The sequence below is a fragment of the Vibrio coralliirubri genome (genome assembly GCF_024347375.1).
GTDB classification, from domain to species: Bacteria; Pseudomonadota; Gammaproteobacteria; order Enterobacterales; family Vibrionaceae; genus Vibrio; species Vibrio coralliirubri.
The window spans coordinates 1,531,421-1,554,460 of record NZ_AP025471.1 but is presented as its reverse complement, the minus strand read 5'-3'; the positions used below and the strand labels follow the sequence as shown (position 1 = coordinate 1,554,460).

Annotated in this window: 18 protein-coding genes and 2 pseudogenes; 12 read left to right on the top strand and 8 right to left on the bottom strand. The window is 46.4% G+C overall.

Features of this window, described 5'->3' with window-relative positions; all coding sequences use genetic code 11:
* Positions 1 to 127: 127 nt before the first annotated feature.
* On the bottom strand, positions 128 to 874 hold the full coding sequence (locus OCV20_RS23675; RefSeq protein WP_052880470.1) for a flagellar brake protein: 747 nt from the start codon (positions 872 to 874) through the stop codon (positions 128 to 130).
* Between the two features lie 274 nt (positions 875 to 1,148).
* Between OCV20_RS23675 and OCV20_RS23670 the strand changes: the two genes are divergently transcribed.
* From OCV20_RS23670 to OCV20_RS23660, 3 genes and pseudogenes are all read left to right on the top strand, one after another.
* Positions 1,149 to 1,433, top strand: a complete 285-nt coding sequence (locus tag OCV20_RS23670; RefSeq protein WP_086774616.1) for a GNAT family N-acetyltransferase — start codon at positions 1,149 to 1,151, stop codon at positions 1,431 to 1,433.
* A gap of 11 nt (positions 1,434 to 1,444) precedes the next feature.
* A complete protein-coding gene (locus OCV20_RS23665) occupies positions 1,445 to 2,593 on the top strand; it encodes a phosphotransferase (RefSeq protein WP_086774617.1) in 1,149 nt (382 codons plus the stop codon).
* Positions 2,583 to 2,939 (top strand): annotated as a pseudogene (locus tag OCV20_RS23660) (MFS transporter); the annotation flags it as partial. The gene OCV20_RS23665 and the pseudogene OCV20_RS23660, both read left to right, overlap by 11 nt.
* A gap of 54 nt (positions 2,940 to 2,993) precedes the next feature.
* On the opposite strand, the gene OCV20_RS23655 reads toward OCV20_RS23660, so the two are convergent.
* Complete coding sequence (locus tag OCV20_RS23655; RefSeq protein ID WP_261881408.1) at positions 2,994 to 3,914, bottom strand: IS5 family transposase; 921 nt, start codon at positions 3,912 to 3,914, stop codon at positions 2,994 to 2,996.
* 79 nt (positions 3,915 to 3,993) lie between these two features.
* Here OCV20_RS23655 and OCV20_RS23650 point away from each other — a divergent pair.
* A pseudogene (locus OCV20_RS23650) lies at positions 3,994 to 4,827 on the top strand (MFS transporter); the annotation flags it as partial.
* Between the two features lie 101 nt (positions 4,828 to 4,928).
* Here the strand turns inward: OCV20_RS23650 and OCV20_RS23645 are convergent.
* The 4 genes from OCV20_RS23645 to OCV20_RS23630 form a co-directional block, all read right to left on the bottom strand.
* A complete protein-coding gene (locus OCV20_RS23645) occupies positions 4,929 to 6,275 on the bottom strand; it encodes an MATE family efflux transporter (RefSeq protein ID WP_086774513.1) in 1,347 nt (448 codons plus the stop codon).
* A gap of 101 nt (positions 6,276 to 6,376) precedes the next feature.
* On the bottom strand, positions 6,377 to 7,219 hold the full coding sequence (locus tag OCV20_RS23640) for a helix-turn-helix domain-containing protein (protein ID WP_086774512.1): 843 nt from the start codon (positions 7,217 to 7,219) through the stop codon (positions 6,377 to 6,379).
* 273 nt (positions 7,220 to 7,492) lie between these two features.
* Positions 7,493 to 8,410, bottom strand: coding sequence for a DMT family transporter (locus OCV20_RS23635; protein WP_050643655.1), 918 nt, complete (start codon positions 8,408 to 8,410; stop codon positions 7,493 to 7,495).
* A 330-nt stretch (positions 8,411 to 8,740) separates the two neighbouring features.
* A complete protein-coding gene (locus OCV20_RS23630) occupies positions 8,741 to 9,634 on the bottom strand; it encodes a DMT family transporter (RefSeq protein WP_061037668.1) in 894 nt (297 codons plus the stop codon).
* Positions 9,635 to 9,757: 123 nt separating this feature from the next.
* Here OCV20_RS23630 and OCV20_RS23625 point away from each other — a divergent pair, with 123 nt between their 5' ends.
* A complete protein-coding gene (locus tag OCV20_RS23625) occupies positions 9,758 to 10,240 on the top strand; it encodes a MarR family winged helix-turn-helix transcriptional regulator (RefSeq protein ID WP_017054932.1) in 483 nt (160 codons plus the stop codon).
* 99 nt (positions 10,241 to 10,339) lie between these two features.
* On the opposite strand, the gene OCV20_RS23620 is transcribed toward OCV20_RS23625, so the two are convergent.
* Together OCV20_RS23620 and aceB are read right to left on the bottom strand one after the other, a co-directional pair.
* Positions 10,340 to 10,780: a GlcG/HbpS family heme-binding protein gene (locus tag OCV20_RS23620; protein WP_008220964.1), complete on the bottom strand. Its 441-nt coding sequence runs from the start codon at positions 10,778 to 10,780 to the stop codon at positions 10,340 to 10,342.
* A gap of 101 nt (positions 10,781 to 10,881) precedes the next feature.
* The gene (gene aceB, locus OCV20_RS23615) at positions 10,882 to 12,507 is read right to left on the bottom strand and encodes a malate synthase A (protein WP_086774511.1); all 1,626 of its coding nucleotides are present in this window, start codon (positions 12,505 to 12,507) and stop codon (positions 10,882 to 10,884) included.
* Positions 12,508 to 12,820: 313 nt separating this feature from the next.
* On the opposite strand from aceB, the gene gcl reads away from it, so the two are divergent.
* From gcl to OCV20_RS23580, 7 genes are all read left to right on the top strand, one after another.
* Positions 12,821 to 14,593, top strand: a complete 1,773-nt coding sequence (gene gcl / locus OCV20_RS23610; protein WP_086774510.1) for a glyoxylate carboligase — start codon at positions 12,821 to 12,823, stop codon at positions 14,591 to 14,593.
* Positions 14,594 to 14,709: 116 nt separating this feature from the next.
* Complete coding sequence (gene hyi, locus OCV20_RS23605) at positions 14,710 to 15,486, top strand: hydroxypyruvate isomerase (RefSeq protein WP_086774509.1); 777 nt, start codon at positions 14,710 to 14,712, stop codon at positions 15,484 to 15,486.
* A gap of 37 nt (positions 15,487 to 15,523) precedes the next feature.
* Positions 15,524 to 16,420: a 2-hydroxy-3-oxopropionate reductase gene (locus OCV20_RS23600; protein WP_048611851.1), complete on the top strand. Its 897-nt coding sequence runs from the start codon at positions 15,524 to 15,526 to the stop codon at positions 16,418 to 16,420.
* Positions 16,421 to 16,662: 242 nt separating this feature from the next.
* Positions 16,663 to 17,973: a glycerate kinase type-2 family protein gene (locus OCV20_RS23595; RefSeq protein WP_086774508.1), complete on the top strand. Its 1,311-nt coding sequence runs from the start codon at positions 16,663 to 16,665 to the stop codon at positions 17,971 to 17,973.
* A 163-nt stretch (positions 17,974 to 18,136) separates the two neighbouring features.
* Positions 18,137 to 18,751, top strand: a complete 615-nt coding sequence (locus OCV20_RS23590; protein ID WP_048611847.1) for a TetR/AcrR family transcriptional regulator — start codon at positions 18,137 to 18,139, stop codon at positions 18,749 to 18,751.
* Positions 18,752 to 19,101: 350 nt separating this feature from the next.
* Entirely contained in the window at positions 19,102 to 19,926 is an 825-nt protein-coding gene (locus OCV20_RS23585) for an efflux RND transporter periplasmic adaptor subunit (RefSeq protein ID WP_086774507.1), read from the top strand.
* A 2-nt stretch (positions 19,927 to 19,928) separates the two neighbouring features.
* Positions 19,929 to 22,991, top strand: a complete 3,063-nt coding sequence (locus OCV20_RS23580; RefSeq protein WP_086774506.1) for an efflux RND transporter permease subunit — start codon at positions 19,929 to 19,931, stop codon at positions 22,989 to 22,991.
* The last annotated feature ends 49 nt before the right edge of the window (positions 22,992 to 23,040 follow it).

The window sequence follows — 23,040 nt, the reverse complement described above, 5'->3', positions numbered from 1 at the left end:
AGCCAAAACGCAAAAGCCATCGATTATAGAGTCGATGGCTTTTTTATTGGTTACGATTTGGTTTGCCAGTGAGCTATTTGTATCTGGTCAGCTTGCTGTATTCGGTGAAAGTCGCGTCTTGAAGGCGTTACCCGCTTCGCAAGCAGAGCTTGGTGCCATCGAACTTCAATTTGGCCAATAAGTGTTTGGCGTTAGCTCGGCCAATATCATCAAATTCAACACCGTATCGAGCGTAGTGCGTCGATTTCTGTAGATTACAGACGATGCCTCGCAATGGCGGAATCAGTGGTCCGTTGTAGTTCTCAGGGGTTATCTCAATAGACACTCGATCGGCAATCTGAATCGCACGAGAGGTCGGTGAGGTCACGAAACGACAACCACTTTTCGATAAGTCTCTTATCTCACAGTTTGCTCGCTGGTCGTTGAAGATGATTCTTGAAGCCAGATTCACTTCATAGCGTGTTTCTTTACGCAGCTGAGTTACTTGCATCGTGCTTGGTGTCGAAAGCACAAGAATAGGGAAGGGTTCACCAATCTTATGATGAATTTGGCTTCTAAAGTGGATAAGCGCGCCTTCACCTCGTAGAGAATACGCACGAGCGGTCATCCAAAAGCCTTCTTGAAAGAAAAAGTTCAGATCTTCATTGGATACCTCGGGAACCTCAACCACAATACAGTTATCACTGTGCGTACCGATAAACTTAGTAGTGGCGAGAAACTTCGTGCCAACGGGAGTCGAGACATTTAATGTCAGCTCACTGCCGTGTTCAATCATGGCCAGCGCATCAGTGCTATTGATGGTGGAAACGGTGCGATTACGAGGGTCTTGAAGTGCCTGATTATGCTCCAAAGGCTTCTTCAGGGGTGCGTTCATTATATGTTCTCCATGCGCCAACATGCGTCTGTTAGTTATATTGGTAACTTGCTAACAAGGGGTTATTACGTGCTAGATTTAGTGGACGTACTCACATAGATTTATAGAGTGCCTGTTATCATTGCTGATTTTATATTAAGCCGATTGCACTGAATTATTTGCTGTCTTTGTAAGTACTTAGTTTTATTTATATGCACTTGCGTTAGTCTATTACAAGGAACTCATACTTCAAACTTTTATTGTTTGTCGTATCAATTATTTGCAGGAGTTGAGAATGCAGGCAGTAAAATGGGATCAAGAAGTGAACCAGATCACGGTAGAGTTAGAACCCAACCAGTTCGCGGTCGTTAAGTATCAAAAGGACGGAGATGTATTACATATCACGTCGACGCGCATTCCTGATGAACTGCAAGGCAAGGGCTTTGGTAAGGTGATGATGGAGTCGGTATTGCCTGAAGTTGAACAAGCGGGCTTCAAAATTGTGCCGGTTTGTAGCTATGTGGTTCACTACATGAATAGGCAGCCACAGTGGTCACATCTTCTATCTGATAAAGCATAACAACGAGTAATATGTCTCAATCAATATCGTCGAATAATCGAGCTCAACCTGAAGCGAGTTCAAGTCAAAATCAGCCAGAGCTTTATCAACAAGAGTTTTATCAAAATGAGCTTTATCAAAAAATTGCGACCTCGTTGGGGTGTCATCAAGGATTTGATGTCCAAGTGATTCAACGTCTGTGGGGTGGATATGGCGAGTTAGTTCGCTTGGTCTTTTCTCAAGCAAGCCGTGCTGAACTAAAGAGTGTGATTGTTAAACATGTCGCGTTGCCAGATAAAGCCGAACACCCCAGAGGCTGGAACACCAAACTCTCTCACCAACGAAAGGTACACTCTTACCAAGTGGAAACGGCTTGGTATCAGTCGTTCACCCAACAATGGGATGAGCGCTGCCCTGTACCTGTTGGGCTGCAATGTGAATTAGAAGAGAATGAGTGGCTAATTGTGATGCAAGACTTAGCGGATATAGGTTTTCCGTTAACCTCTCAGTTTGATGTGCTTGCTGCTTCTGACTATCAGGCACCTATTTACACACGAGAAGAGCAAAAACAACGCGATGCTTGCCTTAAATGGCTTGCTAACTTTCATGCAAAGCACATCAATATCAATCAACAACAGTCGTCATCATTGTGGCACGTCGGTACTTATTGGCATCTAGATACACGTCCTGATGAGCTCAATGCCTTGGCTGATTTACCATTGAAGAACCAAGCCAAGCACATTGACCGTTTATTAAAAGAATGTCCATATCAGACCTTGGTCCATGGCGATGCCAAGCTCGCTAATTTTTGTTTTGATTCTGAAAGCGAGCGCGCGGCTGCGGTCGATTTCCAATATGTGGGTCACGGCTGTGCGATGAAAGACGTGGCCTTGTTCATGAGCAGTGCGGTGAGGCCGCAAGATTGCGCAGAGCTTGAATCAGAAGTACTAGATGCTTACTTCCAGCACTTGAAAGAAGCATTAGCGCACTATCAACCACAGCTTTCATTTGATGAAGTCGAAGCCGCATGGCGACCAATGTTTTGCGTGGCATGGGCCGATTTCCAACGCTTCGTAAAAGGCTGGAGCCCAGAGCATTGGAAGATTAATCCTTATACTGAGCAGTTGACCTTACGAGTGCTCACTCAATTAGACGAACAGGAGTCCGTCAATGTTCGATAGAACCGCGAGCTGGAAAACGCCGCAAAACTTTTTATTACTGATTTCGATTGTTGTACCGATCGCGTTTTCGAGCTGGATGGCTTTGCTTAATAACTTCGTGATTGAGAAAGCGAACTTTGATGGTGCGGATATTGGCTTGCTGCAAAGTGTGCGTGAGATCCCGGGTTTCTTAGCGTTTACCGTGGTGTTTGTGTTGGCATTCATTCGTGAGCAACGCTTCATGTTGATATCGCTGGCGATGCTGACCGTGGGCACTGCGATTACCGGTTTATTCCCTTCACTGACAGGTCTTTTGCTTACCACTATTCTGATGTCGACGGGTTTCCACTATTTTGAAACGCTGAAGGGCTTTGTTGCGTAATTAAATTTAGAGATAGAGCCAACCCGTTTCGCTTGTTTCTTAGTCAATACGACAAGTTTCAGGCATACCTAACCCAGTAAGCTTGTTCAACGCTTTTATCATCGCGTAAGTTTCACCCACCTGGGCATTGTAATTTCTTAAGCTCAGTTTCCCTCCTAGCAACTGTTTAACTCGATACATCGCTGTTTCTGAGAGTGAACGTTTGTGGTATCCATACCGCTCTTTCCAATACTTATTTGAGTCGTATAATTTCTGGCAACCCACGGCGAGATTTCGAGGGTGACCACGCTCCCAGAAGGCAGCCCCTTCTCTTGGGGGAATAAGCGCAATAGCTCCCTTAATCTTAATAGCAGCGTGACACGCTCTCGTGTCGTAAGCGCCATCACCAGACACCTCAAGGATACTTCGGCGTGTTTGTTTCAGTAAGTTCGGGAGTACTTCTCCATCTGTAACCGTCGATAAACTTAGCTCGGCGGCAATGATCTCATGAGTGTTGGTATCGACTGCAATATGCAGCTTTCGCCAGACTCTACGCTTGCCATCCGTCCCATGTTTTTTGACTTTCCATTCACCTTCGCCATAAACCTTAAGGCCAGTAGCATCAATGGCTAGGTGCTGTATCGCTCCTCTCGTTTTAGTCTTAAATGAAACCTCAACTTGCTTGGCTCTACGACTGATGCAGGTGTAATGCGGACAACTTAACGGTACATGGGCTAACCTAAATATCGAGTCGATAAATCCTTGCAGCGCTCTCAATGGCATAGAAAAAACTCGTTTGACCATGAGTGCTGTCGTGATAGCTAAATCACTGAACCGACGCGGCCTACCGCGCTTATTCTGTTTGCTTTGCGCCCATCCGCTTATTGCTTCTTCATCAATCCAAAAAGTCAGAGAACCACGGTTAATGAGTGATCGGTTGTATTGCTTCCAGTTGGTTGTTTTATAACGAGGCTTAGGCATAGGACTACGAGATAGAGTGGAGGTAGCTGATCAGATCGTAGGTTCTTGATTTAGTTCCATTGAATTACGCAACAAAGCCACGCTGAAGCAGTCTTTGTCACTGCAATGGCTGAGTAAAGAAGAAGCGCCAGAGATGCTAGGTAAGATGATCTCAGTCGGCGCACTAGCATCCTTAATCACTTACGGATCTATCTGGGTGATGTTAGAACAGCTCAAACTCGATTTTGCTTGGGTGTACGGCATTACTGGCGGTATTGGTTTTATTTTGGTTTTGGTGATGACCTTCGGCTTCCCTGAGTTTCAAACCAAGACGCCACAGAATAAGAAGTTGGTGCTGCGAAAGCGTTACTGGCTCTACTACGCGCTAACCTTTATGAGCGGCGCGAGAAGACAAATCTTCACCGTGTTTGCAGGCTTCTTGATGGTAGAGAAGTTTGGTTACTCGGCTGCCGACGTCACGTTGTTGTTCTTGGTTAATTACCTATTTAACTTCTTGTTTGCGAAGCGCATTGGTCGATTTATCGGTGTGGTTGGTGAGCGTAAAGCGTTGATCTTCGAGTATGTTGGCTTGATTGGTGTATTTGTCGGTTATGGTTTGGTGCAAAGCGCGGAATGGGCGGCGGCACTTTATGTGATCGATCACCTGTTCTTTGCATTGGCGCTGGCGATCAAAACTTACTTCCAGAAAATCGCAGACCCGGCAGACATGGCATCAACTGCTGGTGTCTCTTTCACCATCAACCATATTGCAGCAGTCGTTATTCCGGTCGTGTTTGGTGTGATTTGGTTATCGTCTCCTGCAACGGTTTTCTACATCGGTGCTGCGATGGCGGCGGTTTCTTTGGCGTTGTCTTTAAACATTCCTAAGACACCTGAAGAAGGTAATGAAGTGCGAATGTTTAGCTGGCGTTAACGCTAGGTAGAGACAAATAAAAAGCTCCAATATCGCTATTGGAGCTTTTTTGTATGTGGCGTTTGATGATCAAGAAGCAATATCTTTATGCGGATTGCTTCCTATGCCACCTGTTTTTCTAACGAGCCTGTAAAGCGTTTCCTGTAACTGCGTAACATGCTGAGGCTGACTATTGCGGTTAGGGCCTCGGCGAACAGAATACTTGCCCAAATTCCTTGTTCTGGGAATAGCTTAGGTAAGATGACGATGCCTAATGCGACGAAGACAAAACCACGACCAAGAGAGATTAGTGTCGCTTGCTTAGGCTTCGCCGTTGCTTGAAACAGGTTGGCGATCACCAAGTTGACTCCCATTAGTGGTACAGCAAAGAAAAAGAACGTTAAGGCGGTTGCAGCTAGCCCAATCAAATCACTCGAATCACCTAAATATAGGGCTGCGATTTGAGGCGCACACAGGTACACAATAATCATAAACACCAAGCCACTACCTATTGCACTTTTTAAACCTAAACGAAAAATTGCTTCGATGCGGTTTGGCTGGTTAGCACCATGATTAAAGCTGATGATTGGCTGGCAGGCTTGAGCGATTCCGACCATCACAAACAACGCAAATACCCCGATGTTTGCGGTTAAGCCATAGGCGATAATGTGATTCTCACCAAACTGATGCAGCAACACGTAGTTGAACAATAAAATTGTCATCGCTGCGGTCACTTCAATGAAGAAAGTTGGCGTGCCTATTTTTAGAATGCTTGGCAGTTTGTTAAAACCAATCCCTTTTAAGCTCAGTTCCAAGGTGCCTTGTTTACGTACAAAGTGGCTTAATAAAATACAAGCGATGACACCTTGTGCAATGGCTGTACCGTAGGCTGCCCCTTTCATTCCCCAGCCCCATTTCAAGACGAAGAAGTAGTCCAACACTAGGTTGACCACGGCACCTATCGACATTGCGTAAGTCGCCAGTTTTGGGTTGGTATCGTTACGAACAAAGCACGACATGACCCAAGCTAATGAGTACAACACAAAGAATGGCAGCATCACAGACAGGTAATCGTGAGTCAGTTCAGCCATGTATCCAGAAGCGCCCATTAGCGCAATAATGTCGTCCAGAAAATACAGAGCGATGCTGACTGAAATGGTGCTAAGTACGGCGGTACTCAGCATCGATTGGCTAAAGAGAGTTTGGCCCGACGCCGAATTTCCTTTGCCGACTTCAATAGACATAAGAGCCGCGCCGCCAATACCCACCATCATCGCGATAGCGGTAAATATAGAGAAAGCAGGAATGGTTAGCGCGATAGCACCAAGCCCATCTGGGCCAACACCGCGTCCGACGAACCATGCATCTCCCATGATGAAAAGAGACTTGATCACCATGCCGGTTAGCGCTGGCCAAAGGTATTGATAAAAGGATTTAGATATTGGATCGGTTTTTAGGTTGATGGCCACTGGAGTTAGCTCCCAACAAATTGGATTTAACCAAATTGGATGAAATAAAGAGGGAGCATTATCCGAACTTAACTGGATTCTAAAAAGGGATAATCTGCTTATTATGTTGCACTATCTGCACATCGAGTTCGAAATTCTGCAGGTGACTCTTTCATCTGGCCACGGTAAAAACGGCTGAAATAAGCTGGGTCTTCGAAGCCGAGTTCAAAGGCGATGGTTTTAATTGTCTTGGTCGAAAAGATCAATTCTCGATTCGCTTCCAAGATGATTCGATCGTGGATTAACTGAGTCACGGTTTTGCCTTTCTCAGATTTGACGATTTCGTTGATACGCTTGTTGGTTATCGACAGCGCTTGCGCATAAAAATCGCAGTGTTTGTGGGTGGTGTAATGTTGCTCAATCAAATCGACCACTTGGTTTACTCGGCTGTCACGCACTTCGCCTTTCAATGATGATTGGGTTGCGAAGCGTAATATGTAGCGCAAAAAACTATTCATGAGGGATTCTACCAAATCCCAGTCGCTCTCTTCTCGTGCACATTCCTCTTTAATCATAGTGAAAATAGGCAGTAGGTAGCGGTTGCCTTCTTCACTGCAATCTAAGTAGGGAGGGCGACTTTGATGCATGGCAAAAACGGTGTCGACCAGCTGTGTGTTTCGATGGTTGGTTTTGACAAAGCCTGGGGTAAACACCAGCAAGCGAGCGCTTTCTCCCACTAGTTCAGAGCGGTGAACCTGGCCCGGAGCAATGGTAAAAATACGTCCAACCTTGTTGTCATAGTCTACGAAATCAATGCTCTGACTACCTAAGCTATCCACGCACCACACCAACTCCCAGTATTCATGTCTGTGCGGTTCTAAGAACGCGTCGTCGCTGTTAGTCAGTTCCTCAACCCTACAAGGCTGACCTTTGATGAGGCGCATGTGTTTGATGGGAGTTCTCATGACATTCCTTGGTTGAAGGTAGGCTGTGCAGTTAAAACTAGAGTTGGTTGTTCTCAGCGTTTCTAATGTAGTCGATAGTGACTTTTAAGTCATTCGATTGCTGTGTTATTGGCTATTTGATATGAGCAGTGAACCAGTGGCGCGTTGGAACTGGTTGAAGTATATGAGGTGGACGTGAGAGGGGAGTTCAAGTCGGAGTCGTAACTAAATAAAACCCTAGAGGCTCATTGCGAACTCTAGGGTTATATCGACAGATTATTAGCTTAGCTTAACTTAGTTGCTACTTACTGTTTTCAAAGAAGAACGTAGCTTGAAGATTCCCTTTGGTGCCTTGGTCAGTAAGATGCCGCAAAGTAGAGGAATCATCATTACAAGTGACTGTTCAGATAGAACCTCACCATTGATGTAGCAAGAGATCAGCAGCGCAACCACTGGGAAAATTAGGAAGCAGATAGATGCTTGGAAAGGGGTCGAAACCTGACCTAATTTAAAGTAAGCCACAATGCCGCCCACACTCGCTACAAAGCCTAGGTAAACCACAGCTGAGATTGAATCCCAAGTGAAAGATTCAACATTTACGTTTTCGCCCATAGCTGATACGGCAAATAAGAATAGAGCTGCAATTAGGCTCGGTACGGCGTTGTAGGTCAGTACTTCAATGCCTTTGCAGTGCTTTTGAACCAGCACATACATCACTGCGTGAATCGCAACAGCAAGGCCTAAGCAAACCGTGCCAATTAGGTAGTCATCGCCACCCATCTGCATTTCATTACCAAGGATTAAACATAGGCTCACAACAGCAGCGATCAAACCGAATATCTGGTGCTTCGCCAGTCGTAGACCTAAGAATAAGCCAGACATCAGCATCACTGCGACAGGCATGTTGGCGAAGATGATCGACGCTAAACCTGAAGAGATGTATTGCTCGCCATAGATCATCAACGTAAACGGAATCGCGAAATACATCAGCGCAACAATAAGCAGCCATTGGCGCTTACCTTTAGGGAACAGCAGTGGTTGGTTGAAGACTTTCGCCAATACCGCAAGCAGAGGTGCTGCAAGTAAAAAGCGCAACGCAGTAGCAAAAATAGGTGGGATAGAATGCAATGCTACTTCCATAGCGAACCAAGTGGTTCCCCAAATTAAGCAAACAGAGACAAAAAGCAAGATAGTTAGCGACTTCGAATTCATGGTGACTACTCATTAATAATTATTTTAAATCATAGGCTTGTAGCGCCTTAATGACGTGGCACAGTATAGAAAGGTAGTCGGAGAAAAGTTTTGTCTTTTTATCTCTAATTTGAGTTTTATTTAGAAATTAAATCTATAATATAATTATTTCATAGAAAATAAATCCACCTTAGATAGTTAAAGTAAAGTCATTGTTCTTTGTGAGGTTTAATTTGGTTCAAGAAGTAATCAACTCGCGAGTATGGCTGTTAGGTTATTGCTTTCAGCGTAGCAACAAAAACGCGCCCACAATGAGGCGCGTTTTTTATCAATACGTTTAAGAGGCAGCGTCTATTGCGTAACAGGCTTAACTTGTTTGGTTTGTCTTACTGCAAGGATGAGCTGCGGTAGTAGTGACATCACGATCATGCCTGTCATTAGCGAGTATTGTACTGGAGTAAAGGATTCACCCATCAACACCATGCCCGTCACGATGCCAGCCACAGGGTTTGCAATGCCACCGAAGGTGAAATCAACCACCGACATACGTTGCAGTAACCATACGTACATGCCGTAACCCAGTGCTGTGTTTAGACCAATAACCCAAACTAAGCCCATCGCATTGCGAGTATCGAAATGAGTGACAGCATTAACATAAGGCTGCGGGTCGATGAATGCATGAACGCCAGACGCGACAGACAAAATCGTACCACCCAAAATCAGTTGCCACGTGAGTACCTTCCACCAGTGCATGCGGTTACCCAGTGACTTGGTAATGCTGCTGCCGATAACGATACACATGATCGCGGCGAACATTGCACCTAAACCTATTGGGTTCAGAGCAATTTGGCTTGGGTTAAAGAGTACCCACGCTAAGGTGATCAAGCCAATACCAGACAGCGCTTGAATCAAATGTGGGCGTTGCTTTTTCACTACCCAGTGGAAGATCATCGCGAACACAGGCACGGAGATCATGCCTACACCAGAGATGGCCGAAGGCAGCGTTAACGCCATTACGAAGATCAAGCCAAAGAAGGTCGCAATATTGATAAGACCCAATGTGAAAATGATCTGCCACTCGCCTTTTTTAGGCAGCGTTGGTTTTACCGCTAGCAATAACAAACCAGCAGGTAACGCACGCAAAGCACCCAATAATAATGGTGGCCACTCCTGTAGCGTAAATTGCGTCACTGCATAGGTTGTTCCCCAAAAGAACGCGGGGATCATTGCTAATAATATGTTCATCTGAAATATCTTTACGTTAAGATAACTATTGTGTGAACTGTATACTGAGAACTAGTGGTTGTAAAGTATCTTTATGTTAAACTAGTTTGAAGTAATCAGACTAATAACGGAGCGAGATTGCAAATGGATGCTATCGACCGCGTAGTAGAGCAATGGGCAAAGGAAAAGCCTGAGCTAGAAACTGAGCCTATGGCAATGATGGGCCGGATTATGCGTATTGCCAAGTATATGGAGACGCAAGTTGCCGAGCTTCATAAAAAATACGACATGAAGCTGGGTGAGTTTGATGTGCTGGCGACGTTGCGACGTTCTGGAAAGCCTTACCGACTGACTCCGTCAGAACTGATCGGGTCGATGATGCTGACATCAGGCGCGATGACCAATCGCCTTGATAAGCTAGAAGCCAAAGGGCTGATCAGTCGTGAACACAGCAAAGAAGACAGACGTAGCGTGAGTGTCCAGTTAACCAAAGATGGTCTTATTCTGATTGACCAAATGATGACTGAACATGTCGAAATGCAGAAAAAACTGGTTAAATCATTGTCTGCGAGTCAGAAGAAGAACACCAACCAACTTCTGAAAACATGGTTGAGTGCGTACGAGTAGTTTTGCTGATCTTCCTTTAGATTCAATAAAAAACCGAAGCCTAATCGCTTCGGTTTTTTTGTTCTTGTTTAAGAACTTCAAGTACAGCGAATTGGCGAGTTAAGCTTGGAGCATCTCGTCACTGAACAGTTCTGCACAACCAATACCATTAATGGCGCAGCTTTCATCAATGTCTGAAATGTCACCGCTGACACCAATCGCGCCAAGTACCGTTTTGTCCTTATCTCGAATCAGTAGACCCCCTGGCACTGGCACCATGTTTCCGTGTGCGAGTACGTTTACGGCGGAGATAAATGCTGGTCGATTGTCAGCATCTTGGGCGAGTTTTCTTGAGGAACAGCCCAGTGCGAGTGCTCCCCATGCTTTAGCGATCGCGATGTCTGGTCGCATCATGCTAGAGCCGTCTTGACGTTGCAGAGAAATCAGCTTGCCACCGCTGTCTAAGACGGCGACCGTCAAAGGTTCTGTGTGGATCTTGTTTCCTGCTTTTAAGGTGCCATCAATGATGGTTAACGCTTGTTGTAGAGTCAAACTTCCCATGTTATCTCCTAGTTTTTCAAGGGGCCATGTACCAAACTAAGTCAGCCGAACATTACTCTTGTTGTGAATATCATCGACTGATTCAGCTCGGTACAAGAGTCCTAACTGGACTCTTGTAATAGCCCATAGCTGGGTAAAGTTAGGAAGGCAGCGAACTCGTCGGCTGTAGAAAGTTGATAGAAAAGATCGGCTGTCTCTTCAAATCGACCTGCTGCATAGCGCGAGTCTCCGACTTCATGTTTTATGGTGTCCAGCTCTTGGTAAAGCCAAGAGTGGAATAGTGATTTGGTAAAGGTTTGGCCATCATCGAGCGTTACCCCGTGATGGATCCATTGCCAGATATTGGCTCTCGAGATCTCAGCGGTGGCGGCATCTTCCATAAGGCCGTAGATAGGTACACAGCCGTAGCCTTGAATCCAAGCTTCGATGTAATACAGCGCGATGCGGATATTCTTACGCACACCCGCTTCGTCGCGGCTGCCTTCACAAGGTTTTAGCAGAGAGTCTGCATTGATCACATGGTCTGGGCTTTGGAAGTCCATTTGGTTTACTTTGCCATCAAGGTGCTTATCGAAGATCGACATCGCTAAATCAACCAGTGCAGGGTGCGCGACCCAAGTGCCATCGTGCCCGTTTTGAGATTCTCTCTGTTTGTCTTCAATGACTTTGGCCGTCACTCGCGCCATCTCTTGCGGGTCTTTCGCTGGAATAAAGGCTGACATACCACCCATCGCAAGTGCGCCACGAGCGTGGCAAGTACGCACCAACAGTTGGCTATAGGCGTTGAGGAATTCTTGGTCCATGCCGATGCCGTGACGATCTGGCAGGATGCGGTCTTTATGGTTCTTCAGCGTTTTGATGTAGCTGAAAATGTAATCCCAACGACCGCAGTTCATTGCCACGATGTGATCACGCATTGCATACAAGATCTCTTCCATCTGGAACACGGCTGGTAGCGTTTCGATCAATACTGTCGCGCGAATGGTGCCTTTTGGTACATGGAAATAGTTTTCGGTGAAGCTGAAAATATCGTCCCACCATTGTGCTTCTTCCATGCTTTCAAGTTTTGGAATGTAGTAGTAAACCCCTAAACCTTGTTGTGCACGTGATTGATAGTTATGGAAAAAGTACAAGGCGAAGTCCATCAAGCAACCGCCGATAGGCTGATTGTTGAATTGAATGGACTGCTCAGGTAAATGAATACCACGTGGGCGGGCAATCAGCAGTGCAGGATCGTCGTTTAACTGGTAACTCTTCTGTTTCTTCTCATCGAAGTAACTAATGGTGCCAAGGTTGGCATCTCTTAGGTTGATTTGCCCTTCGACCATATTGGCCCAAGTCGGGGAAGACGCATCCTCAAAGCAACACATGAAGACTTTCGCGCCTGAGTTTAGCGCGTTGATCACCATCTTTCTTTCGATAGGGCCGGTGATCTCTACGCGGCGATCAAGTAGCTCTGGTGGTGGTGTTGCCACTTTCCACTCTTTATTCTGACGAATGGAAATGGTGTCTTTTCTGAAATTGGGTAACTCACCCTCGTCATATTGAGCTTGTTTTACGTCGCGGTCACTTAGCAGGGCATGACGGCGATCTCCAAACTTATTGACGAGAGCTTCTAAGAATTTTAATGCATCTTTAGACAAGATCTCTTTGTACTCGGAGTTGTCCATCTTCCCGAGTACCTGCATACACTGTACTTCTTCTCTCTCTTTTACGTCATTCATCATTGTTGTCTCCTTTGAACAATACGATGTCACTTTGTATACAAAATGCTCTTTTTAAGGATATTTATATTGCATAAATTGTAAACAAGCAAAGGGTATTTAACATTTATTTATCATTTGGTCTTTTTGTGATTTATTTTTACGTAAAGATATTTTATGTAAAGCAATGAATTGTAAGCTTTTCAGGGTGGGTGCTTACTCAAAATAGCAGTGTGATGTAACGAAATTGTTTCATTTTGGGGTTGATAAATAGCGAGGATGGTTCATAGTACACAAAAGTTAGTTTAATTGTATACAATCTGAACTGGAGGTTCGAATGGCAATTATGAAAGCGATTGAAGCAGCGGTAGAGGTGCTTAAACGTGAAGGTGTAGACATCGCATTTGGTGTTCCCGGCGCAGCAATTAACCCTATGTATGCGGCTATGAAAAAGCTCGGAGGAATCGACCACGTCTTAGCTCGTCATGTAGAGGGTGCATCTCATATGGCTGAAGGGTACACGCGCACTAATCAAGGCAATATAGGTGTGTGTATTGGTACTTCTGGTCCTGCGGGAACGGACATGATCACGGGGCTTTATTCGGCGTCTGCAGATTCGATCCCAATTCTATGCATCACAGGCCAAGCGCCACGTGCTCGTCTTCACAAAGAAGATTTCCAAGCGGTCGACATTGAATCTATCGCTAAGCCTGTGACTAAGTGGGCAACCACGGTACTGGAACCTGCACAAGTGCCACGCGCATTTCAAAAAGCCTTTCATTTAATGCGTTCGGGTCGTCCTGGTCCAATCCTGATTGATCTACCGATTGATGTTCAGCTGGCTGAGATTGAATTTGATATCGATACCTATGAACCGCTAGAACCTTATAAGCCGCAAGCAACCCGCGCGCAGGTTGAGAAAGCATTAACCATGATGTCTCAATCGGAAAAACCGCTGATTGTATCCGGTGGTGGCGTGATTAATGCTGGCGCGTCCGAATTGTTGCAGCAGTTTGCCGAGATCACTGGTGTTCCTGTGATTCCAACCTTAATGGGCTGGGGATCGATCCCGGATGATCATGACTTAATGGCGGGCATGGTGGGGCTACAAACGTCCCACCGTTACGGTAACGAAACCATGCTCAACTCTGACTTTGTGTTTGGTGTGGGTAACCGTTGGGCAAACCGTCATACCGGTTCTGTGGATGTTTACACCGAAGGCCGCAAGTTCGTACACGTCGACATTGAACCAACCCAAATCGGCCGTGTGTTCTGTCCTGATTTAGGCATTGTCTCTGATGCGAAAGCTGCACTAGAGCTAATGGTTGAAGTGGCGCAAGAGTGGCGTGACGCTGGCAAACTGCCGAATCGAAATGCTTGGGCAAGTGAGTGTCAGGAACGCAAGTCGACCATGCTGCGTAAAACCAATTTCGATGAAGCGCCAATGAAACCGATGCGTGTTTATGAAGAGATGAATAAGGCATTTGGTCGTGATACTTGTTATGTGAGCACCATTGGTTTGTCGCAAATCGCCGCCGCTCAGTTCCTGCATGTTTATAAGCCTCGTAACTGGATCAACTGTGGCCAAGCAGGTCCACTAGGTTGGACTACACCCGCTGCATTAGGCGTACGAGCCGCCGATCGAAATCGCGATATCGTTGCTATCTCTGGTGACTACGATTTCCAATTCATGATCGAAGAACTGGCGGTCGGCGCGCAATTCAACCTGCCATACATTCATGTGTTGGTGAACAACTCATACCTAGGTTTGATTCGCCAAGCACAGCGCCAATTTGATATCGATTATTGTGTACAACTGGCGTTTGATAACCAGAATGCACCAGAGCTTGAAGGCTACGGCGTTGACCATGTTGCGGTTGTTGAAGGTTTAGGTTGTAAGGCGATTCGAGTTCGTGAACCAGAGCAAATTGCCGCTGCGTTTGAGCAAGCAAAAGAGCTGATGAACAAGCACAAGGTGCCAGTGGTCGTTGAACTGATTCTTGAGCGAGTAACCAACATTGCGATGGGCGTAGAGATCAATGCTATTAACGAGTTTGAACCGCTTGCCGAAAGCCGCGGCGATGCCCCAACGGCGCTGGCGTACAAGTAATCATTAAGTCATGTGTATCCGTAGAGCTGAGGCTTAGCTCTACGGAAAAGCCTCCAATAGAGCGAGGCTTCACTCAACAGTCATAGTTTCACCAAATAAAGAATAAGGACAGAGTCATGGCAAAATTTGCAGCAAACTTGTCAATGTTATTCACGGAAGTTGATTTTATGGATCGCTTTGAAGCTGCCGCAGAAGCGGGCTTTCAAGGTGTGGAGTATCTTTTCCCTTACGCCTTTGATGCTCAGGCAATCAAAGCAAAGCTTGATGCTAATAACCTAGAGCAAGTGCTATTTAACTTGCCTGCGGGTGATTGGGACGCTGGCGACCGTGGTATCGCGGTCGACCCAGCACGAGTTGAAGAGTTTCAAGCGGGTGTACCTCAAGCCATCGCTTACGCAAAAGCGCTCGGTTGTACTCAAGTGAATTGCTTGGCCGGGATTGTTCCGCAAGGTGTGACCCAACAAGATGCGCAATCGGCGTTTGTGATTAACCTGCATTACGCGGCGAACGCGCTAGCAGCAGAAGGCATTAGCTTAGTGATAGAGGCGATCAATACCCGTGATATTCCGGGCTTCTTCTTAAACACGACTGAGCAAGCCAAAGCGATCATCAAAGAGGTAGGGAGCGATAACCTTTCTATCCAATACGATATTTATCACATGCAAATTATGGAAGGCGATCTTACGCCGACCATACAACAAAACATTGGCCAAATCGCACACGTGCAACTGGCTGACAATCCAGGTCGACACGAACCGGGGACGGGAGAAATCAATTACCCATTCGTGCTCAATTATCTTGATGAACTTGGCTATCAAGGCTGGGTTGGCTGCGAATACAAGCCGAAAACAACAACGACAGAAGGCCTTGGTTGGCTACACCAGTACCGTTAATTGCGTCTGGTAACCCTCAAACGTTAAGGAGAACAACATGTCTAAAATTGCATTTATCGGAACTGGCATCATGGGGAAACCTATGGCGAGTAACCTTCAAAAAGCAGGTCACGATTTGATTCTGTCGGATCACTTTAATGCAGCACCTGCCGATCTTGTGGCAGCAGGCGCAACGGTCTGCCATTCACCTGCGGAAGCGGCAGAGGCGGCGGATGTCATTATCCTAATGGTGCCAAATACACCTCAAGTTGAAGATGTCCTGTTTGGTGACAACGGCGTCGAGCAAGGCCTCACCGCCGGTGGCGCTGCTGGAAAACTGGTTATCGATATGAGTTCTATCTCGCCAATCGCAACCAAAGCCATTGCTGCGCGAATCAACGAAGGCGGTGCTTCATACCTTGATGCTCCGGTATCAGGTGGCGAAGTAGGCGCTATCAATGCAGCGCTGACTATCATGGTCGGCGGTGAGCAAGACGCCTTTGATAAAGCACGTCCGCTATTTGAAATCATGGGTAAGAACATCACGCTGGTAGGCGACAACGGTGCAGGTCAAACGTGCAAAGTGGCTAACCAGATCATTGTGGCGTTGAATATCGAAGCCGTGTCTGAAGCGTTAGTCTTTGCTTCAAAAGCTGGTGCCGATCCAGCACGCGTACGTCAGGCTCTATTGGGTGGCTTTGCTAACTCTAAGATCTTGGAAGTGCACGGCGAGCGCATGGTTGAAGGCACCTTTGATCCTGGCTTTAGAATCTCACTTCACCAGAAAGATCTGAACTTAGCGCTAACGGGCGCACAAGAATTAGGTGTTGCACTGCCGAATACAGCGAATGCTCAGGAGTTGTTTGGTGAGTGCGCCGAAATGGGCGGTGAAGGTTGGGACCACTCTGCGCTTATCCAAGCGATTGAGAAACGCTCTGACCACTCGATTCGTTAATCTAGTTAACGGTTTGTTCGTTTAGTGGTTAGTCAATCTACCGATTATCCGTTAATTAATTAGGGCTGCTATCGATTTGTAGCCCAACAGTTTGTTTATAAATCGCGTAGTTTCGTCTCCTTTTATACGCGTTCCTGATACGAGGCAGAGGTTGAAGTTGTTCCTTTCCAACTTGATCTTAGCAGGCACCCTTTGGCCTTGTATCGGGGTTCTTTTTTTCTCCGTCAACTAAGGAGTGGCTGATGGACATTGATGCTAAGCAGTTTCTGCAAACCCTTTTCTCAAGTGCTGTTAATCAGGCGCTACCTAAAAATCACATCGAACCTTTTCTTCCTCAAGACATTTTTTATCGCTCTGCTAACCAAGCTGGGCGTACTGTGGTGATAGGAGCAGGAAAAGCGGCCGCGTCAATGGCAGCAGAGCTTGAAGCGGTTTGGCAGGCAAAGAAACAACAAGACCTTGCACTGCGTGACCTTGAAGGCTTGGTGGTGACTCGTTATGAGCACACCGCCCCTTGCGAACATATTGAGGTGATCGAAGCGGCCCACCCAGTCCCAGATGCGATGGGCTTAGAAGTGAGCCAACGTATGCTGGAGTTAGTAAACGATCTGAGTGCTGACGACACAGTGATTTGCCTACTGTCTGGCGGTGGCTCTGCATTACTAAGCTTGCCCGGTGGCGACATCAGCTTGGCAGAGAAACAACAAATCAATAAGGCGTTGCTTAAATCAGGCGCCGCTATTGATGAGATGAACTGCGTTCGTAAGCATTTATCTTCGATTAAAGGTGGGCGATTAGCGAAAGCCGCTTATCCAGCACGAGTCGTGTCACTGGTGATTTCAGATGTGCCGGGCGATGACATCAGTGTGATTGCATCGGGCCCGACCGTACCAGACACCACCACCCGTTTTGATGCGATGGCAATACTGGAACGCTATCGAATTGAAACACCACCTTCGGCATTCGAATGGTTGAACAACCCAGAGTCAGAAACGGTAAAGCCGGATGATGAGTGCTGGAAAAACGCCGAGCACCATATTATCGCCACCCCGATGTCGGCATTGGAATCCGCTGCGGCAGAGGCTGAAGGCTTAGGCATTCCGGCTTATGTGTTGAGTGATTGTATAGAGGGAGAAGCGCGAGATGTCGCGAAAGTTCACGCAGCGCTGGCTAAGCAAGTGGCTAATCATAAGCACCCATTTGAGACGCCTTGCGTGATACTTTCTGGCGGGGAAACCACGGTAACCGTTAAAGGCGATGGTCGCGGTGGGCGTAATTGTGAGTTCTTGTTGAGCCTATATAACGAGCTTAAAGGCCAAGACAATATCTTCGCTTTAGCTGCTGATACCGACGGGATTGATGGCGTGGAAGACAATGCTGGCGCATGGATAACCCCTCAAACATGGCAACAAGGTTCGAGCCTGTCGCTTAAAGCGCAAGATTACCTCGATGCGAATAACAGTTACGATTTCTTCAAACAAGTCGATGTGCTTCTTACCACGGGGCCAACGCTGACCAATGTGAATGACTTCCGCGCGATATTGATTCTTTAATTTGAACAGTTCAAAAACACAGTATGGAATGGTCGCTTCTTAACAAATAGAGCGGCCATTTTATTGTTATCAATGCGGTGACCTTGAGTTCTGAAATTATCTTCTGGACTAATGAAGCACGTTGATTACTATGATTTCAGTAACGAGCTGTAAAGGATGCAATATGTCTAGGATCAGACAAAAGAATCAAGATTTAATCATCGAAGTCGCGTGTGAACAATTCGCCACTCATGGTTATGCTGCAACAAAAATGGCCGATATCGCGAAAGCGGCCGACATTCCCAAGCCCAACGTATTCTATTATTTCAGCTCTAAAGATAAGCTCTACAACGCTGTGCTTGAAACCGTCACTCAGCCCTTACTAGAAGCGTCTCGTCCGATTGAAGAGCTCAGCGATCCTGTTGAGGCCCTATCCCAATATATTCAAACCAAGCTGATCATTTCTCGCGACCATCCACATGCTTCTAAGGTATTTGCCAATGAAGTGATGTCGGGTGCGAAAGTGTTGCCGAAAGAGATTGGTGACGAGCTGTATAAGCAATCCCAGATGATTCTTGATAAGTTCTCGACATGGTCGGCGCAAGGCTTAATGGACGATGTTCCCGCTCATCACTTGATGTTCACCATCTGGGCAGCCACTCAAACCTACGCCGATTTTGGCTGGCAGATTTGCAGCGTGATGCAGAAAGAACAGCTCGATGATAAAGACTATGCCGATGCCGCTGAATTTATCACGCAGCTAGTGATTAAAGGCTGTGGTGTGAAAGGAAAAGCTTAGTTAGCTAGTCGAACTCAATTTTATAAAAAAAAGGACATCACTCGATGTCCTTTTTTGTATGCGTTGCTTTATGGAAGAGTGACCTTTAGAAATCGACAATAATGAGTTGTCGTTCGATATTGTCTTCAACAACCAAAATACGACTGCGTTCAAGCCTCTATCCGATCCAAAGACCTGCCCCTACCCAAAATGTAGCCAACCTAAAATCATGTCGAACTTATCTCTAATGGATAGCGTTGATCAAAAAAATGAAATTTCATCAAATTCTTTATAAATCTAGCATCGACTTTGACTTTAATTCGACAAAGCCAGTTCAATAATAGATTGCATCAATAGGTGAGGGTCGAATTATGAAAACTAAAATCATAGCGCTTGCAGCACTTCTCGGAGTGTTTACAACTCAAGTATCAACAGCTCAAGCAACAGAGCTGATCGGCCATGTTCAAGGGTTGAACAAACACAGTATTGTGGCTGAGGTGCCTGGCGTTGTTGAGATGAATAACCTTGAAGTGGGAGATGCTGTAAACCAACAGCAACTACTTGCTCAAATTAAAGCCGATGATTTTAAGTTTAGTGTTAACAAAGCGAAGGCCAATCTTGCGCTTGCAGAAGCGGATCTTGCATTACGAAAAGCAACCTATAACCGCTATCAAGCACTCATCAAAAAGAACAGCCTTTCAATAGGAGAGTTAGATACAGCACGTGCCGAGTTTCTCAGTGCCAAAGCGGCTGTTTCTGTTGCTCAAATTGACTATCAACAATCTCAAGTCGATCTCGAAAATACGCAAATTGAGTCTCTTATCTCTGGCTATATCTCTAACAAACCTGCGCAATCAGGCGCTTGGGTGAGTGAAGGTGATTTGCTCTATGAAGTGGTCAACATCGATAAAGTCACCTTGTCATTCATGGCGAGTGAGTATGACTTAAAGCACTTTACGGTCGGTCAGGATGTGGTGGTGTGGTCTGAAACCAACCCAGAACTCAAGATGGAAGCGAACGTGCAGCGTATTGGTGTCGAGATGCAAAATTTGACCTACCCAGTCTTGGTCGAGATCACCAACCAAGGTCATCAATTTAAGCCGGGTATGTCGGTGTACGCCTCGACAGATCTTGCAGTGAAAAATATCACAACGGCTCAAGCAACATCGGACTCGAACCAAGGTAAAGGGCAGTAGAGATGAACTTTTTAGCATACTTCGCGAATCGTCAATTTTTAGCTCGAATTATTACGGTAATGGTGTTGCTGACGGGTGCTATGTCGTTAATACAGCTCAATTTACAAGAGTATCCCGATGTTGCGATGGACACGGCGGAAATCGAAACCATCTATCCCGGTGCAACGGCTCAAGATATTGAACTGAATATCACTAACCCGATAGAGAAAGAACTTCGCTCAGTGGATGGCATTGCGTATTTTTCGTCTGAATCATCAGAAGGACGCTCTTTTATCGAGGTCGAATATCTACCCGGTGAAGACGCAGCGGTGATCTTGCGAGATATTCAGCAAGCGGTCGATCGAGTGGGAAACCTACCGAAAGATATAGATGCGCCACCGGTTGTGACTCAGCAGAAAACCTCTTCTTTGGATGTGTACCATTTTGGCGTGAGCCTATCAGACAGCAACACCGATCCCGCTTCATTGCAGCACTACGCTTATCAGCTAGAAAAGAGAATCAACAACCTGGGTGGCGTTGGTGCTATCAAGCTTTCTGGGTTTAACGATCGAGAGTTTTGGGTTGAGGTTGACCCGGAAAAAGCACGTCGTTACCAAGTTGCCTTCAATGATGTCAGTACCGCGATAGAACAACACAACCTATCGCAATCGGATGGTTTTGTAGAGTCGTGGAGCCAAGAGCAGAAGATCGTCACCATGACCAAAGTGGCGTCGACCGATGATGTTTCGGGCATCGTAATCAAAGCGTTGGATTCAGGTCAGATCGTGCGTGTGTCTGATGTGGCAACGGTGATTGATACCTTTGCGCGCGCAACTGAAGATCCTGTTTTGAGCGGGAAACCGGCGGTGATTTTCTCAATCACAAACAGTGGCAGCGCCGATGTGACTGCTACCATCGACAGTATCAAGGCTTTGTTAACCAAAGAAAGCGAACGCATTGGCGACCAATTCATCTTCCAGACCAGCCTTGACCTTGGTAAAGACATGAGCGAGAAGTTCGCTATTGTAGCCACCAATGGCGCAATCGGTCTGGTGTTGGTTTTGCTAATCTTGAGCATGATTCTGCAACGTCGTGTCGCCTTTTGGGTGTCGGTTTCTATCCCGTTTTGTGTGCTCGGTGTGATGATCGTTTTGCCTATTATGGGGCTGAATTTAGACAGCATCACATTGGCTGCACTGTTGTTGGTGATCGGCATTATCGTTGATGACTCAGTGATCATCGCGGAAAGTATTTTTCAAGAAAAAGAAGCGGGCAAGAAAGGTGTCGATGCTGCGGTGTCGGGGACGCTAAAGGTGATCAAGCCATTGATGGCGAGCCTAGTAACCACTGCCTTAGTGTTTATCCCGATGATGTTTATTCCGGGCACTATGGGCAAGGCGGTTGCTGTGATTCCGATTACCGTAATTGCAGCGCTCGTGTTCTCATTCATTGAATGTACGCTCACGCTGCCTGCACACTTGGCTTCTGCAAAAGAGAGCACCCCAAAACCTCTAGAAAAGGATCGATTTGAATGGATAGCGAACCACTACCGTTCGCTGCTCAATTTCGCCCTGAACTACAAGAAGTCAGTGATTGCATTGGCGTTGGTTGGCTTCGCCGTTTCTGGCTTTTTGGTGTCTTCGTTGAAAGTGGATATCTTCCCGACAGAAGCGGGTAAATACATTGAGGTGTACACCGAAGTGAAGGCAGGCACGCCGCTAAGCAAGGTGCGAGAAGCCCATCTGTCGATAGAGCAAGCGATCGAATCCCTGCCGGAAACGGAACTGGTTAGCTATGAATTGGTTTACTCATCACCGGTGTCGCAAGGCGTCATTAATTTAACGAACTTTGATCAGCGCAGCCGTTCAGCAGAACAGATTATTGCGGAACTTAATGAAGAGTTGAAAGTGGTGTCTGAAGGTATGTTTATTAAGTTCTCAATTGATGCTGGTGGTCCGCCTCCCGGTGAGCCTGTCGAGGTTCGAGTTCTTGGCGGAACCGAGAGCGAACGCAATCAAACCGTGGATTTGGTGATGGCTTGGCTAAAAGATTACCAAGGAGTGACAAGCGTCAATCATAGTGAGGCACTGAAAGATCCTCAGTTGAATATTGTTCCTCAATATCACTGGCTGGCGAAATACAACTTAACGGTGAGTGACTTATCGAATGCACTGCGAGTTGGCTTTGATGGAAACAGCGTGACATCCACTTGGCTTGGCGATCAAGAGGTCGATATTCGTGTGGTATTGGACGAGCAATTCCGCGATATCGAGAAACTGAAAACGACTAAAATCTACACCGCAGATGGGCAGCAAGTACCGCTCAGTCGATTGGCAACGGTTGAACAGATAGAAATTCCGCGTCTGATTAAGCATTACAACGGGGAGCGTGAAGTGACGGTATCAGCGGCTTTATCTGACGAGAGCATTAGCCCTGTCGCGTTATCCGATGAGCTAGTCACAGAGCTCAATGGTCAATACCCATCGAACGTGACCATCAGCGTTGGCGGCGAAGCAGAAAGCACCAACGAAACCATGAGTGGTTTTATGGTGGTGTTCCCTGCGGCGATGGTGGCGATCTATTTCGTGTTGGCGGTGATGTTCAATTCACTGTTGCAACCACTGCTGATTATGGCGGTTATCCCGTTTGCGATTATGGCGTCATTGATGGCACTCGTGGTTCACATGCAGCCGATGTCTCTGTTTGGGTTGATTGGTGTTCTCGGCATGACAGGCGTGGTGGTGAATAATTCATTAGTGCTAATTAACCGAATCAACGAGCTAAGAACCGAAGGTTTAGAGGCAATAGACGCAGTAACTCAAGCCGCGGTTAGTCGCCTTCGCCCGATTGTGATGACATCAGTGACCACAGTTGCTGGCTTGCTTCCTTTGGCCTATGGGTTAGGTGGAACGGACGTGTTTATGGGGCCAATGTCGCTTACGCTGGGCTATGGTCTGCTGTTCTCATTGCCAGTCGTACTTTTGGTGATTCCAGCCATGTATGCGTTGTTCTTTTCTAAAGGTTCGGCTGAACGAGCGAAGAGCTGTTCACAAGCAGATCTAGAGGCTAATCACAAAGGTTCGTGAAGTGCGATTTTGTGACCTGTTATGCAATAACTCATTTATCTTGAATTTG